The 14,932-nt window shown below is 65.4% G+C and carries 7 protein-coding genes and 2 CRISPR repeat arrays (1 of these 9 cut by a window edge); all 7 genes read right to left on the bottom strand.

Annotation, left to right across the window (positions count from 1 at the left end; translation table 11 throughout):
* Positions 1-852: a CRISPR direct-repeat array (repeat unit 37 nt; unit sequence GTTTCAGTCCGCGTGGATAAGCGGAAGGGTGTTCACC) (it extends 992 nt beyond the left edge of the window).
* A gap of 284 nt (positions 853-1,136) precedes the next feature.
* On the bottom strand, positions 1,137-3,512 hold the full coding sequence (locus GGD88_RS05635; RefSeq protein ID WP_184432608.1) for a TIGR03986 family type III CRISPR-associated RAMP protein: 2,376 nt from the start codon (positions 3,510-3,512) through the stop codon (positions 1,137-1,139).
* The gene (locus GGD88_RS05630) at positions 3,509-4,903 is read right to left on the bottom strand and encodes an RAMP superfamily CRISPR-associated protein (protein ID WP_184432606.1); all 1,395 of its coding nucleotides are present in this window, start codon (positions 4,901-4,903) and stop codon (positions 3,509-3,511) included. The genes GGD88_RS05635 and GGD88_RS05630 overlap by 4 nt, the downstream gene beginning before the upstream one ends.
* On the bottom strand, positions 4,896-6,761 hold the full coding sequence (locus tag GGD88_RS05625) for an RAMP superfamily CRISPR-associated protein (RefSeq protein ID WP_184432604.1): 1,866 nt from the start codon (positions 6,759-6,761) through the stop codon (positions 4,896-4,898). The genes GGD88_RS05630 and GGD88_RS05625 overlap by 8 nt, the downstream gene beginning before the upstream one ends.
* Positions 6,758-8,524, bottom strand: coding sequence for a Cas10/Cmr2 second palm domain-containing protein (locus tag GGD88_RS05620; RefSeq protein ID WP_246423591.1), 1,767 nt, complete (start codon positions 8,522-8,524; stop codon positions 6,758-6,760). Before GGD88_RS05620 ends, GGD88_RS05625 begins: the two co-directional genes overlap by 4 nt.
* Before the next feature lie 118 nt (positions 8,525-8,642).
* Positions 8,643-9,491 carry a nucleotidyl transferase AbiEii/AbiGii toxin family protein gene (locus GGD88_RS05615; protein ID WP_184432602.1) on the bottom strand — a complete coding sequence of 283 codons (849 nt, stop codon included), beginning with the start codon at positions 9,489-9,491 and terminating at the stop codon, positions 8,643-8,645.
* Positions 9,479-10,579, bottom strand: a complete 1,101-nt coding sequence (locus tag GGD88_RS05610) for a type IV toxin-antitoxin system AbiEi family antitoxin (RefSeq protein WP_246423590.1) — start codon at positions 10,577-10,579, stop codon at positions 9,479-9,481. Before GGD88_RS05610 ends, GGD88_RS05615 begins: the two co-directional genes overlap by 13 nt.
* 38 nt (positions 10,580-10,617) lie before the next feature.
* Positions 10,618-11,153: direct repeats of the CRISPR family, unit length 38 nt; unit sequence AGTTTCAGTCCGCGTGGATAAGCGGAAGGGTGGTCACC.
* A 214-nt stretch (positions 11,154-11,367) separates the two neighbouring features.
* Entirely contained in the window at positions 11,368-14,328 is a 2,961-nt protein-coding gene (locus tag GGD88_RS05605) for a hypothetical protein (protein ID WP_184432600.1), read from the bottom strand.
* Positions 14,329-14,932 lie beyond the last annotated feature (604 nt).

The raw sequence follows: 14,932 nt of genomic DNA, 5'->3' as shown, positions 1-14,932 counted from the left end.
CGACTGCTTCATCGTGGCCCAGTACAAGTTTCAGTCCGCGTGGATAAGCGGAAGGGTGTTCACCCAGACGAAAGGCGTCGCAAAAGAGGTCAGGGTTGGGTTTCAGTCCGCGTGGATAAGCGGAAGGGTGTTCACCTGCCGCTCTGCGCGGGTCCAACGAGGTCGCGTTTCAGTCCGCGTGGATAAGCGGAAGGGTGTTCACCTGCCCGAAGATCGGCGGCGGGGGTTGCGCGCGGCGCGTTTCAGTCCGCGTGGATAAGCGGAAGGGTGTTCACCTGCATGCCCTGTTGCAGCCTCTGCCTGAGGCGGATGTGTTTCAGTCCGCGTGGATAAGCGGAAGGGTGTTCACCATCACCGATTTGGTGCTGGTGATGAAGGATGGTCATCGTACGTTTCAGTCCGCGTGGATAAGCGGAAGGGTGTTCACCATCAGCCAGCTGGGCTGGAACCAGAACAACGGCGTTTCAGTCCGCGTGGATAAGCGGAAGGGTGTTCACCATCCCGAGCAGATTGCAACCAAGAACGATGGTGTGTTTCAGTCCGCGTGGATAAGCGGAAGGGTGTTCACCCCTGCCGCCCTCGGTGTGGACGCATCATCATGTTTCAGTCCGCGTGGATAAGCGGAAGGGTGTTCACCGAACCCCCATAGTGGGGGGTTCCACCGAGGAGAGTTTCAGTCCGCGTGGATAAGCGGAAGGGTGTTCACCTCCAGGTGAACACCCGGGTGCCGGGGATGGTGGTTTCAGTCCGCGTGGATAAGCGGAAGGGTGTTCACCCCCCCGGCGAGCGTTCCCGGCCGGCCCCAGTGAGGAGCTGTTTCAGTCCGCGTGGATAAGCGGAAGGGTGTTCACCTTACCCCCTTGCAGCCCCCTGATCAAGGCCGATGTTTTAGGCCACTTTCCACCCATACGCAAAACCAATGAGCGATTCACCCTTAGAAATCTATAATGACGTGTTTTCATGTCAAAATCTTTCAGGTAGTACATGGCCTTGCAGTTTTCCACTGATCTTCAATCCGATGGAATGAACCGTAACCTCCTGATATAAATGCCTTTTTTCACGAAATCCCGGGCCTGCCGGGCGCAGGCCCGGACACTCGTCGGAATGGCCGTCCCGGCCGGTCGCGCTGGCTCTGGTCACCCCTTCGTCGAAACGCCCTTGGGACTTGTCGGCACGGCCGGCACCTCCGCCGGCGGCGCCGGAAGCAAACGGTCGCGCACGCTCGGGACCGGCGCCGCGCCATTAGCCGGGGTGATGGCCGCCGGGCGCGTCTGGTCCTCGCGGGGCTTCGTCGCCTTCCGGATGGCATTGAACGATGTCAAACGCATGTAATCCAGGGGCGCCTGACCGATCCGCGCCGTCACCTCCGGCATGCTGGCCCCAACGAACTCTCGGATTTCCGGAACGTCCGGGAAACGGGGCACGCCCGCCCCGTTCGATGCCCTCGACCGGCGCATGAAGGCCGTGAAAGCGGCCAGAAAAGGCCGGAGAGCGTGACTGGGGCGTTGATCCGTATGCGGGGGGCAGAAGCCGGTCCTGCCGTCCTCGGACATCAGGTCGTCCGGGCCGGCTGGTTCACAGCAGTGTTTCGCCGCGTCGGCGTCGTTGGGGTCGACGACGAGGCGGACGCGGCCAACGCGAATCTGTCCGGCTCCGAATGGGCGGGCATGACCCAGCATGTGGCGACAGGGTTTCGACCGATCGCCGCCGTGCGTCAGCGCGAACAGAACCGCCCCCAGTTCCGCCGCCGTCACGTTGTGCATCCGGATTCGGCTGCGGAACCGCAGGTCGGTTCGCCCCGGGCCGGGCACCAGGAAGCGCATCTTGGAGAAGATCTCGGAGCTCCGTGCGCCCTGAATCTGCGCTCTTTGGCGATCCGCCATGCCCTCTATGGCGGCCATGGCCTCCTGCGTGCGCCCCTCCGGAAACCGGGGTAGATACCGCTTGCGACCCGCCAGGCGGACGTCATTGGGATAACTGTAGTCGAGTTCGGCCTGACCGCGCAGATAGAAGGGCGCGAAGGAGGCGCGCGGCGCCATCATGGCCGCTCTCACCTCGCCGGATAGGCGATGGGTCTGCCCCGGCTCCAGCGTGGCGAAGGAAAACGCGACGCGCCCCTTGCGGCCGGCGAGGTTGGGGTCGATGCGGTCGGTTTCGTCAAGGCCCAGGTCCTCGCGCTCCACGACGTACCCGAACAGGTGCTCGACGAAATCGGCATTGTAGGCCACGACCGTGCCGTCCCGTTTGTTCACGCGACCTTCGGTGTGGGCCTTCTGGCGGGCCAGAATGTCGCCCACACTGTATCTGTGCGGAACCTTGAACAGACGGGTCAGCCCGAAGAAGAAGCTATCGTCCTGCCGGTTCAGATCGCCGACGAAAAAGACCGGAACGCGATGCCCCCGCATCAACGTCGGCAGGAGTTTCTTGAACGAGCCGTCCGGTTCCGGCTTGTTGCGCGACGGCTTGCAGGACAGGCGAAGGAAGGTCTCCACGACCTCTGGGCTCAGAGCAACGCCCGGCTCAGGGCGGCCGTGAAACACGTATTCAAGCTTCTTGTTGCCGCCGCTGCCGGGCAGCTTGTCGGAACAGACGACCACGCCCTCGACCGGACCGCCCGGATGCACCATGCGGCGATTGCCGGTCTCTTCCTTGCGGGGATGGGAAACAGAAACGGTCCTGTCAAAGTCAAAAAGAGTGTCATGGCCGTGGGAACGGGTCATGCCGAGATGGTCGTATTTTTCCTCAAGTGACGTCTGAATCCAGTTCGCTCTGTCCGTGAAGGCGGACCCGACGACGGCTCCGAGATCATCCACCGGAATATGGGACCATTCGTGCCCAATAGAGGCGATTTCCCAGGAAGCGTTTTCAGGGGTTTTCCTCGCAACGTCGTTGTCCCACCGCAACGTCAACCAGCCGGCCTTGACTTGATCAACGTCGGACACGGGAAGGTCCTGGCCATAGGTCGGGTGCTCGAAGTCACGCAGACCGTATTTGTGGTGCAGGTTGGCACTGCCCAGGCGTGCCATGGCAACGATTTCCGTGGCCGCCCGCACCATCCCCCGCAGGCTGGCGCCGGGGATCACCGGTGGTCCGTCCGGTCCAAGGGTCATGGGCTCCGTGATTCCCCGGGCATTCTTGACCCCGATCAGCAAGGGCGTTTCGGCGATCCACTGGACCTCGATATGGGCGGACAGGCCACCGGGAATCGGTTTATCGAGGGCGCCGGCGTCGGTGTCCCGGGGGGCGACGATGTCGTTCAGGGTCACGAACCGGAAGGGGGCGCCGACGTCGGCGTTCAGGGTGCGCCGTTCGCGGTGACCGCTTCTGGCTGGCCTCGCCTGTTGGGGCGCCGAGAGCCTGGAAATCGCCCGCCGGGCAAGCTCCTCAAGATCCGCCTCGGACAGCTCGTACGCTTCCGACAGGTGATCCATGGCGTCTTCAAGGGACGGCATGTTGGAAAACGTTTCAAGAAGGGCGACGGCCTTTTCGATCAGGTCGGGCGATAGGGTCATGCCGCGTCCTCCGTCCAGTCGAACCAGCCGAAGCCCTTGTTTGTGCCGTGGCCCAGCATGAGGCCCGTGGCCTTGATGTCCCTGCACAGAGCATTGAATAGCGCTCTGTCTATCGTCGTGGCGCTGCCTCCGAGCGTTAGCGTGAAGCTCAGATCGACCCCAATAAACGCGGCTGTCGTGAACAGGGCATTGTCCACCGGCGCGCCGGAGAAGCGATCAATCCGCACGGACGTAAGGTTCAGGGGCGCATCCGCCGCAATGGTCATTCCGGATAGGGAGAGCAGACCACGGAATCCCGTCCGTCCGAACAGCCGCTCCACGGGATCCTTCGGTCCAACCGTTGTGTCGTCCAGAACCGGTCCCTCGGTCTCCCCTGCGGCCGCCCGGATGGTCGCTGCGTCGCGGGCCCACAGCCACGCCGCGCGCGCCCGCAGGGCTCCCGAAACGCCCGTGCCGAGCAGAAGAGGCAAGGCTTCGGTTTCACGCTGCGCACTCAGATGCGGTGTCTCTTCTTCCCCCTCATGCCGACCGCGCTCCCGCTTGTGGGAGGCGTCGATCACGGCGAACGGACCGTCGCAGCGCAGGCGGATGGGGATGCGGTCCACCTCGGGCGGCGCGATCACTTCCGGCAGGGCGAAATCCTCAACCGGCGTCTTGGTGAACGTGCCGTCGTCGGCCACGGTTCGCCGCGTCACGGACAGGGTTTGCGGACGCAACCGGACCCGCCCCAGGCCGTCCGCCTGGCCCTTGCCCAGGGGCACGCCTTCGTCCGCCGTCAACGCGGCCAGCAGGACCTTGAGCGTTTCCAGGGCCTGTTCGGCCTTGTCGATCCGCCCCGCCCGGGCCTCGATCCGGCAACGGAACGCGAAGCGGGTGCCCTTGGCGACCATCTCCTGGAAGAACAGGGTCGCGTCGGAGGCGGTGCCGCTGGCCCCGTCAATCCTGGTGCGCGCGGCGACGAACACGCCGTCCCCCAGGCCTTCTTGGGCAATCGGGCGCGCATCGGCGAAGGGCATCGCGCTTGCGTCCGGCACCGCGTCGGTGCGTGGGGCGCAGAACACGGTCAGCAGGCCCATGCTGCCCCGAGGCAACGGCCGGCCCTTTTCATCCTCCTCGGCGGTGCCCTTGATCTCTCCCATCAAGGCATCCGCGTCGAGTTTGGCAATCTTGTTCCCAAGGGAGGCGGCCAACCCGCGCAGCATCCCCTTGAGCGTGGTGGACGGCAGCATCGGCGTTCCGGTCGCGTCCCGCATCAGGGCCGCGACGTCGGGTCGGGTGTTGGCGCCGTCCTTGCCCTTGACCGTCGCCACCTTGCGCCATTCGCCTGTTCCGACATGCAGCGGTGCCAGGGTCTCCAGGGTGCCTTTGATGTCGTAGCGCAGCCTAGGCATGGGTCACCGCCTCCATAAGCCGGGCCTGATTCGCCTGGGACAGGTAGGTGGTGGACACCCGTCCGTAGCCGTTCTCGGGCATGTAGGGGCAGGTGCGCCAAGTCACCGTCTCGGTGCCGAACGCAGCCGGTTTCAAGCCGAACCGCACCGCTTGGTCGAGGGCCGCCCGGCCGGCGTCGTCCTTGACCTCAATCAGGAAAATCGAGCCCGGATCGGTCAGCACAAAAGGAACATAGCAGTCCTTGCCGTACGCCCGGCGCCGACGCGCGATGTACCCGCCGGCCAGGCTTTGCGCCGCGAAAAACGAGAGCAGCCGGGCGCCGGGCACCAGCCTGGCCCATGCCGTTTCGTACACCGTTCGCGCCGGCACGGTCGATCCGTCCGCCGGCCACGCGTCTCGCGGATCGAACAGCACCGCCGGCGTTTCCAGCATCAGCGCGAACCGGTTGGTCGTTCCATGCACCGGGGCCGCGTGGGGTGGCGCAACGGTGCCAGGGTCCTCGGTGAAAGTGGCGCGCGCGCCGGTACCGCCGACGCCGTACAACCCCTCTGTGGTCAACAGGTCGATCAGGCCCTGGGCAACCCGCCGCTTATTACCCTCCGGAACCTGGCCCAGGTCGATGTCGAGACACCACGCGATGGGTGTGCCGTCGATCTCCCGCACTGGCTGAAGAAGCGTGGTGTAGAGCATGTGGTCGGCGGCCGTCCCGGTATCCCAATGGATCTCGGTGTGGGTGCGGGCGACCGGGTCACGGACCTGTGCCGTCGGATATCCGGCCGCCTCGGCACCCGGCTCGAACCACGGGCTCTTCCAGTCGCCGACGAACCACGCCGGGCGGCCGCCGATCATGGCGCCCCGTCCGTCGGGTACGCTGAGGGCATCGCCGAACGTCAGGGTTCCGTCCGCGTCCGCGCCGACCAGCGACAGGGGCAGTGGGCGGCACAGCCGGTCGCCCGCGCGGGACAGCGGCCAAGCGTGAGAGACCGAGAGGACGGCCAGGACATCGCCCAGCAATCCCTTGGTCGGCTGCGCGCCGGCATGGGTCAGCCGGTCGGCCAGCGTGCCCTTGAAAACCGCCCCCGGAATCACTTGGGCGCTCTCGATGGCATTGTCCGCCAATCGCTTCGTGTTCACCAGAATCGGCCGGTCGAAGGTGACACTCAGGCGCAGGCGGTCGCGGGCGAGGTCCCTGGGCACAGGTTCGGTCAACGTCACCGCACCGCTCTCGTGGGTCAGGCACGTCGCCTCTTCCACGACCTCGCCGAAACCGGGGCTTTTGAGGCCGCCGATGGAGCCGACCAGCGCCAGGGCCTTGGACAGCATGTCCGTGACGCGGTCGTGATCGGCGGCGGGCGCCAGAACCTCTACCGTGCCCGAAAACAGGACCGTGGCGCCCATGGGCGCGACAAGCTCCACGACCTGAAGCGCGCCTGTCTTCACCGTGCCTTTGTTGGGGTCGATTTCGATGCGGGTATGGTGGGCGCCGTTCGCCGGAAGATCCTCGATCACATCCGGCTCGGTGGGATCGGGCAGGATCCCCTTGGCCACGAGGTCGGAGAAATGAATGCGGCGCCTGACGGGTTCATTGGCGGTACCGGCCGCGTCTTCCCGCTCGCTTTTCACGCCGAACAACTTGTCGATGGACAGCGGCCCCTGGGCCGGCACGACGCTCTCGGGCAGATCGCGCAGGGCTTCCTTCAGCACGCCCCGGATCTGGTCCATGGGGATGATCGGCGTGCCCTGATCGTCGCGCAGCGCGGTGGCGTCAACCCCGAAGGGCGCGGCCGCGAGGCCCCGAAACAGGAACGGCGAACGGACGGCGACCTTGCAGGTGTAGGTCATGAGGGCGAGGGTCATTCGCTGTCCCCCGCGTCCCCGGTGACCGTCATGGGGGGAATATCCAGTCCGCCCGGATGGATGTAGTCCCACAGTTCGGTGACCAACGCGAGTTCCAGGCCGAGAGGCCGCTCGGCGACGGACGGCGGGCGGTTTCTGGCCGGGAACACGTCATCGAGCCCGCCTTTGCCCATGCGCTCGGCGTAGGTGTCGAGTGCGTCGCGCACGGCTGCTGCTGCCTTGTCGTCGGCCAGACAGGGTGTCTTCGCGCGGGCGGCGCGCAAGGCCGCGTACATTTGGGAGCGGGGCAGCGCGGTGTTGTCTTCGTCCTTCTGTTTTTCCGAGCCAAGGGCGACGATGAACGCCTCCAGCGAATCCCCCGGCATGGCCAGCAGGCGCGCGCGCTCCGTCTCCCCGATCGCGGCCTCGCCCGAGGATGGATCGGGCGCGCCGAACAGGCGGTCGCGGGCGCGGTCCAGGCCGTTGCCGGCGTCGGGCGGCGCCAGGCTTTCGAACACGTCCACGGTAACCGTTGTCCGGTTCTTCAGGTCGGCGGCCTTGGCGCCGTCCGCCGCCTCGTGGGCGAGGCGGGTGAGTTGGCGGATCGGCGTCTTGTGGTGCGCGATGGTCACGCCAATGGCCTGGGTCAGGGCGTGGCCGCCGATCGTCCAGTCCCTGGTCGCGGCGTGAAGCCCGGCGACGAAGGGCAGCGCCAGCCAGGCCGGCATGGCGAACAGCAGTTCGTCGCCGCCCCACATCAGTGTTTCCAGACGCAGGCCGCGCCGGACCCGGCCATGGCGCTTTTCCGATTCGATCAAGAATAGTTCGTCGTATTTTGCACCGCGCGCATGGCCGACGAACCATGTAATGATCGCCTTCAGGAGCGCCTTGCGCAGGGGGGCAAGGGCCTTTGAGAACGCCTCGACCCCCACCTGTTCCCGGATAGCCCCGAAGCCGTTGCCGTCGGCATAGACGACCGCGATCTTGTTGCGCACGGACTGCGGCATGGCCTTCAGGGCGTCCTTGGTCCAGTCGGCGTGGGGCATGTCCTCCAGGCTGTCCACGAACCCAAGGCGGTCGCCGTTCTTGGTCAACAACGCATCGGAGCCCAGCTCATGGGCATAGAATTTCTGCCGCGCGGTCCGTCCGTATTCGCGTTTGGCGGCCACCGCGAACGACAGTCTCTTGGGGGCTGCCGTCTCGGTCTCGGCGTCCGTCAGGGTGTCGTCCCCGTCGCCCGTCAGCACCCGGGGCCGCCCCTTGTCCTTCGGTAGAGGAACCGCGACGGTGCCGGGGCGTCCGTGCTCGAACGCCCCCACGTCCTTCCCGTCCGTCGAAACCTCCAGGGGGTCAAGGGTCCATTGCCGAAACTGGCGGGAGCGGTTGCGGGCCTCTGCAATGCGGAGCGCGGCGGCGACCGTCTCTTTCCGCTCGTCCGCCACCGGTACGACATCAATGACCGTCGTCAGGGCCGGGAAGGGCGGCGCGGCCTCGCCCTTCTTGTCCAGACCTTCCCGCACGGCCGCCCGGTCGCTCAGCACCGCGTTGATCTCTTTGCGGACCGCCTGGGTAACCGTCGCCTCGTCGCCGTCACGCTCCACGACCACCGCGCATTGAGAGGCGCCGGAGAAAATCGTTTTGCATGTCGGAAAGGTCTGCGTCACCGCGCGGTCAAGGTGCAGCAAGCCCAGGGACGCACCGCGCACCGTGGACAAGTCATTGGTGTCGAACACGGTTGTGTTGAAGTTCACGCCCTCGACGCGACACAGCCATGTCCCCATCATGCCCCCCGGATGCAACCATGAGCCTTATCAAGGGACGGTAGCCCGACTGTCCGGTTCAGACAAGGGGTGGAAACACGAGAGGATCTGCGATCCTGGCGGGAGCCAATGGCCGGATCGACTAATTCCTTAGGCCCAGGGCCCGACACCACGCATCGACCTGCCCGAAGGCGTCCATCTGCCATTGCTCCGGCGTGCGGTCATCCAGGACCTGCGTCTCCTCCACAAATCGCCGGACACAGGTTGGCCCGTATCCTTCCAGTGTCTCGAACTTTTCCGCGACGATGCGGTAGCCGTTGAGCGCGCTCTCGTGCTCCAGAAGCGGACGACAGGCCACGGCGAGGGCGTCGGGGCCACCGTCATAGTTGCGGATGCTGTAGTAGACGTCATAGGCATCCTTCTGCTCGTTCCGGCCGCGCAGGGCATGTCCCTTCATGGCGATCAACGCCGGGATCGTACAGACCGCGACCTCAACCCGGTTTCGCCCGCCGTCCGGCATCGACGCCTCAACCATGACAATATCGTTGAAAAGCAGCGCAAGATCGACGCCGTCGGCCCTGACCACATTGAAGTAGGGAAGGAGCAGGGGTTTGTGAGGCTCAATATCGACACCGCGAGGCATCAGAAAATTGACAACGACGTCTATGGGCGGCCCACCATCCGGCGCGGGCACACGGCGCACAAGCTGGAAAGGGCGGTGGTCTTGGCTCTGGCGATACCCGTTCTTCTTCAACGCCTCGATCAGCGTTGCGTATTCGCCGTCGCCGAGCGCCTCGGCATGAAGGGCGAGGTCCACATCGAGTGTGCCGACATGCCGCATGTCCGGATTGTCAAGTCGGAGCCAGGGAACAGCCCCACCGATGACCGCAAACTTTTCTCGAAAGCTGCCGATCGTCTGGGCGATCTCAACCGGAACGCTCTTGACGGCGCCCGTCGCCCGGTCGTCATAATGGGGCGTCAGGTCTGCCATCGCAACAGTTCCCGCCGCAGATGGTCCGCAGCCTCCCGGCCGCGCTCGCCCGAGACGGACAGATCCAGATAGGTCTGCACCGCGCTCGTGCAGACGATCCCGGGGGCGGGCTCGATGGCATCAAGGAAGGGGCCCTCGTCCTTGGGCAGCGTGACGGAAACGTTCTCCCCCTTCGACGCGGGCGCCAGTCTCAAGCCCGCCTTGAGGACCTTGAGTCCTTCGGAGTCCGCGTAGAACTGCTGGCTTCCGACCCGGCCATAGGGCGCAAGCCATTGCGCCGCCGAGAAGGACGCGAAGACGGCCCGTCCCTTCCCCGATGCCGACGCCAGGGCGTTGCGCGCGGCGTCCTCGAAGGCACTGCCATGCAGGATTGTGTAGAAGCCGGCTCGCTGCCCCACCGGGGGGGCATACGCGTCGCGCCAGGCGTCGAGCAGGGCGCCGGGACTGGACAGGCGCAGGCCGTCGTCCGCAACCTCTGCCCACGCGCGGTTGATCAGGGCCGATCGGACATTGCTGACATGGCCGAGGCTGACTTGGGCGGCCTCCGCAAGCTCGGCGACGCGCCATGACCGCCCGGGGTCACGCAACAGCATGCGGAGCACCTGGGCCGACTTCGGCCGGAACAGGGATTTGAGTGCGCGCCGCTCCGTAGGCGGCTTGCCCGGAACATGGCGCTCGATGAACACGCCGCCGAAGACGATGCGGGCGTTCCCGTGCAGGTCGAGATAACCCGCCCCGTGGTTCCGGCACAGTGCCCGCGCCGCCGGCGAGAGGTAGGGGGCGATGAAGACGGGCGTCGCGCCGTTACCGAACCGTGCGGCGGTTTCGCTAAGTCGATGCAGGCCCAGCCTGACCTCGCGCGGCTGTCCGTTCGTCTTGATCGCACAGACGAGCACGTGCGGGCCGTGCCAGGCCGTGAGACGCACGACCATGTCGATTCCAGGATCGGTTGCGGGCGGTTCCCCGTCCACCGCCTCCACCTCGACGGCTTCGACCTCGTCGAGGAGAGCGCGGAGCGCGGTCGCGGCTTCGGCCTCGACCTCTTTCACCGAATGCGGCGATTTCATCATCCGCTGAAACTGCTCCATTCAGTGAAAACCGTCAACGGTGTTTCACTGGAACAGGCCGTTTCAGTCCGCGTGGATAAGCGGAAGGGTGGTCACCCCCCCGCCCTGGCCGCGGACGCCGGCTGGCCGACGATGTTTCAGTCCGCGTGGATAAGCGGAAGGGTGGTCACCGGCAGCAGGAATTCGTTTCCGCACTTGCGGGCGGTTTCAGTCCGCGTGGATAAGCGGAAGGGTGGTCACCGTATTTCCTGGTGGCGTGGGAAGACGTCACCACTCAGTTTCAGTCCGCGTGGATAAGCGGAAGGGTGGTCACCGCATCACGATGGTCTTGTCGCGGAATGCAATCGAGTTTCAGTCCGCGTGGATAAGCGGAAGGGTGGTCACCCTCCGGGGATCTGGTCGAGCGGCCGGATGTAGTTTCAGTCCGCGTGGATAAGCGGAAGGGTGGTCACCCTCGGGGAAGACGCGCGTGCGCGTCGAGCCCATCAGTTTCAGTCCGCGTGGATAAGCGGAAGGGTGGTCACCCGACGTCGTGCGCGGTCGCGTGCTGGAGATGAAGTTTCAGTCCGCGTGGATAAGCGGAAGGGTGGTCACCATGGCGAGTTCAGAGTCACCGTTTGCATCCCTAGATAGAAAAAGCGCAGTCCCGGGCATCATTTCTTTATTATTTCCAATAGCTTCCGCTGTTTCCACTGACCGTCGTTTGCGCTGATTAAGAGCCAACCCTTTGATCGGGCAGCGCCATTTGGTTCTTGCCGGGCTTCGGCGCCGTTTCGTGCCGCTTCGACCTCGCACGCGGTCGGACAGAGCTAACCGCCATCCCCCGGTGCCGGCGGCGCGCCGGGATCGGTCTGCCCAACGCTTAAGCCCGATTCAGTCTCCTGCACCATGATCCGGCCCGACCACTGCAAGCCATAGCCCAGAAGGAACGTCGCCAACGTTCCGATCAGGATGGCGTTGCGTGCCCGACGTCGCCATCGGTCCTGCGCGCCGGTCTTGTCCTTCAGTCTGTCGCGGAACCAGGGCAGGTTTTCGAAGAACTTCGGGCTGACGGCCAGGAGCACGACGGCAGAGACGAGTGCGCCGGCGACGCTGGCGACCACCCAGGTGTAGGCCGGGTCAAAGCCGAGGGCCTCGGTCCCCCATTCCAGCAACGGCCAGAGAAAGAAGTGGGCCTCGATCTGTTGGCTGCCCAGGAAGGCGAACAGCAGGACGAAGGGCAGGCCGATGCCCGCCAGGGTGCGTTCGCGACGCTCTTCCTCCTTGGTGTTGCGGTCTTCCTGCTTGTCCTGCTCGGCCGTCAGGACCCCCTGCATCTGCTCGATCTCGTCGCGCACCAGGTCATAGTCGCGGCGGCATTCGGTGCGGCGGTTCATCAGGTCGAACAGCTCGATGCCCTGGATCTGGCTTGTTACACGATCGAACCAGATGTGGTTGGTGAACTCCAACTGGACCCAGTGAAGGTGACGGTAGTAGCGGGTCAGGGCCTCGTTCCGTTGCGCCGGCGTGGCGTCCGTCGGGGCCGCGAACCGCAGGGCGTCGCTGACCTCAAGCGAGAACGAGCCCAGGATGGCGACGTTGGCCTGCGCCAGGATGGCCATGCGCCGGTACATGGTGTGCATGTGAAGGCGGTGGATGATGTCGCGCGGGAAGAAGCCGTCGAAGCCGAGGAAAGCGAAGCTGTGCGAGGTGGCCGTGTACCAGGATCCCCAGGACCGGTAGCGGTTGTAGCGCCCGTCCTCGACTTCCTTGACAGCGGCGGCGGGATCGCAGGTGTGCGTGGTGCCGTGGCCGTCCACGGTGGTCAGCCGTGCCAGCATGACGTCGAAGTCCGCCTTGCCCTTCGGGCTGCAGGGTTGCGCGCCGTGCACCACGACCGAGGTGACGACGCGGGCGCGGTCGTCGAACAACAGGCGGGCTTGGGGCTTGTCTTTCGGCAGGCAGCCATCCTGGCAGAGGTCCGCGTCCGACAGGCCCAGCATCTCTCGCAGGAACGGCTTGAACCAGCCGGTGAAGGGATCGGGATCGATGTGCTTGCCGTGAACCAGTGTTCCCAGCGCCGTGCCCTTGTGGTGAAGGGTGATGGCGGTTTGCTCGTCGTCCCCCAGTATCATGGCGCAATGGGTGTAGCGCAGCTTCGCGTTGGCCTCCATCACCTGCCCCAGCGGCCGATGGAACGCCGGGTGGGATGCCTTCAGCAGGTCTTTCCAGCATAGACCGGAATGCGCGCCGAACTCCGGGATCTGCTCCCCCACCGTCAACTCGATCAGCAGGACATCGTTATAGGCGAAATGAAGCCGCACCTCCTCCACGGCCACCTTGATGGGCGTCTTGCTGCCTGTGTTCCGTGGCCATTCGATGGTGAACGACAGCGACGGCGCGGCCAGCGCGAGGGAGATGAAGGCCCGGCCGGCCTTGATCTGGTTCCCCGCCGCCTCCCAGGCCTCGCCGGATTCAGGGGCGGTTTTCGGCTGCCATGCCAGCAGATCGCGCAGATGGGGCAGAAAGTAATGCGCCTCCTGGGCTTCGAAGGCGACAGGCGTCACGAACCCGGGATCCGCCGCGCGCCGCTCCGACAAGTGGTCCAGGATCCGCATCTTGAGCGTCGCCGGGGGCCGCTCTTGGGGTGTCTCGTTTTCCGGGTTCGCCGGGGCCTTGCTGTCCAGCGGGTCGCCGAGGCTCAGCGCCTGGACGAAACTGGTGCGCCACGCCGTGACCGGGCGGTTGCCGGTCAACAGGTCGCCCAGCAGGGTATCGACCAGCTTGGAGAGCGCCTCGGCCCCCCCGCCGATCGGATCCCGGGCGCCGAAGTAGTTCCCCATCCCGCCGGCATAGGTGACAAGGCGTTCTGTCCCCTCCGGCCATGCGCGGCGAACCAGGGGATCGAACCACTGGGCGACCTGGTCGGCGCGATCCGGCGCGCCGGAGAATTCGATCTGGGTGAGTCGCGCCTTGTCATCGGCGGCATGAAAGACCAACAGCATTTCCAGTGGGTCTGTCAGCTTGTGGCCTTCCGTTTCCTTGAAGGCCCAGACGGCGGCGTCGGCCATGACGAATCGGTGGGTGTCCGGCAGCCGCGCCAGCAGCAGACGCGGCGGCGTCGTCCCGGTCGGTATCCCGCCGGTGTCCAACATCCGCGCCTCACCGGCCCGCAGCGCCTCGCACAACGCCCCCCGGGCCACTTCGATGGCGGTGCGGGTCGCTTCGCATTCGGCTCGCCAGGGGGCAACCGCCGGGTCAAACGTCGAGAGATCCAGGTCCGCCCCGTCGTCCGACGCGAGGCGGGCAATGGTCAGATCCCGGGCGCGGATGTCCGCGATCCGAGCGTCGTGCCCTTCCAGCTCCTTGGTCAGGTGCGGGATGAAGCCGCGGTCGTTCGCGGCCACCGCCCGGCAGTGAACCGCGAAATCGGGCTCAAGCTCCTCCGGGCGGACATCCAGATGGCGCATGACCTGTTCCAGGGATGACAGCCCGGAACGGCGGTCGATGGGCCCGCCCGTCGCACCGGCATAGATGTGGTGGTCGACGATCGTCACCGTTCGGCCGGTCCGCGTGATGCGGCGGGCCAGGTCTCCGTCGGGGATTTCGACCAGGATGACGGTGTCGGCCAGGGCATCAATCTGGGCGCCTGTCATCGTCGCGCGTCCGCCCCAGCCGACGTTAAGCGGGTGCGCCTTGGGCCGAATCGCCTTGCGGTTGGGAGACTTTTCGAGGCGCTCGACGAGGTGCAGGATCGTCAGCGCCTCCAGATCATTGAGCGGCAGAACCACCGAATGCGTCGGGCTTTCTGGATCGGAATGGCCCGGCGTGTCCTTGAAGTCTCTCTGCTCAGCCACAGTCCCCTGGCCCCCAAGCGCTTGATCAGTGTTATGCGAAACCGCAACCAATGTGGGCTCGCCTTCCGCCCGGCGGTCCGGTCAGTCGGTTTTTGGACGGCGCTTCGCCCCGCCCACAACCCCACAGACCCAACATCAGCAGCGGACATCTCATGAGCCATGAAGACCGCACACCTTCACGTGTTATTGCCACAAGCCCGCTCCGATTGCAGCCGTTGAATCCCACCGGCGGAGGTCGCCCCTTTCGGTTATTGGGCGCCTGTCGTGGCGCGAGGGCGCACCCCTTCGTCAGTATAAGCTCTGTGATTCCGTCCGGGCGCTGTCTGCTTTTCACCCTGTTGGCCGCATCCCGTGCGTCGTTTTCGCGTCGCAAATGAGCTTGTTTGCCCCTCTTCAGACCGTCAACAATGGTCCCGATTGACCGACATCGGAAGCATAAAAAAGGTTCATGACGGAAAATCGGGGAGGGGCGGACAACGGGACGGTCTGACACACTGGTAGTTGCGACACGACACAGACTGCCAGGGAGGCCCCGTTG

The sequence above is a fragment of the Roseospira goensis genome, assembly GCF_014197795.1.
Classification (GTDB): domain Bacteria; phylum Pseudomonadota; class Alphaproteobacteria; order Rhodospirillales; family Rhodospirillaceae; genus Rhodospira; species Rhodospira goensis.
The sequence above is the reverse complement of the archived record's forward strand: the minus strand, read 5'-3'. Positions and strand labels throughout refer to the sequence as shown.

What these genes read in the sequence shown, in the direction of transcription:
- GGD88_RS05635 (WP_184432608.1), bottom strand. Translation starts at nt 3,512, where the DNA reads ATGACCCTATCGCCCGACCTGATCGAAAAGGCCGTCGCCCTTCTTGAA.
- GGD88_RS05615 (WP_184432602.1), bottom strand. Translation starts at nt 9,491, where the DNA reads ATGGCAGACCTGACGCCCCATTATGACGACCGGGCGACGGGCGCCGTC.
- GGD88_RS05610 (WP_246423590.1), bottom strand. Translation starts at nt 10,579, where the DNA reads ATGGAGCAGTTTCAGCGGATGATGAAATCGCCGCATTCGGTGAAAGAG.
- GGD88_RS05620 (WP_246423591.1), bottom strand. Translation starts at nt 8,524, where the DNA reads ATGATGGGGACATGGCTGTGTCGCGTCGAGGGCGTGAACTTCAACACA.
- GGD88_RS05625 (WP_184432604.1), bottom strand. Translation starts at nt 6,761, where the DNA reads ATGACCCTCGCCCTCATGACCTACACCTGCAAGGTCGCCGTCCGTTCG.
- GGD88_RS05630 (WP_184432606.1), bottom strand. Translation starts at nt 4,903, where the DNA reads ATGCCTAGGCTGCGCTACGACATCAAAGGCACCCTGGAGACCCTGGCA.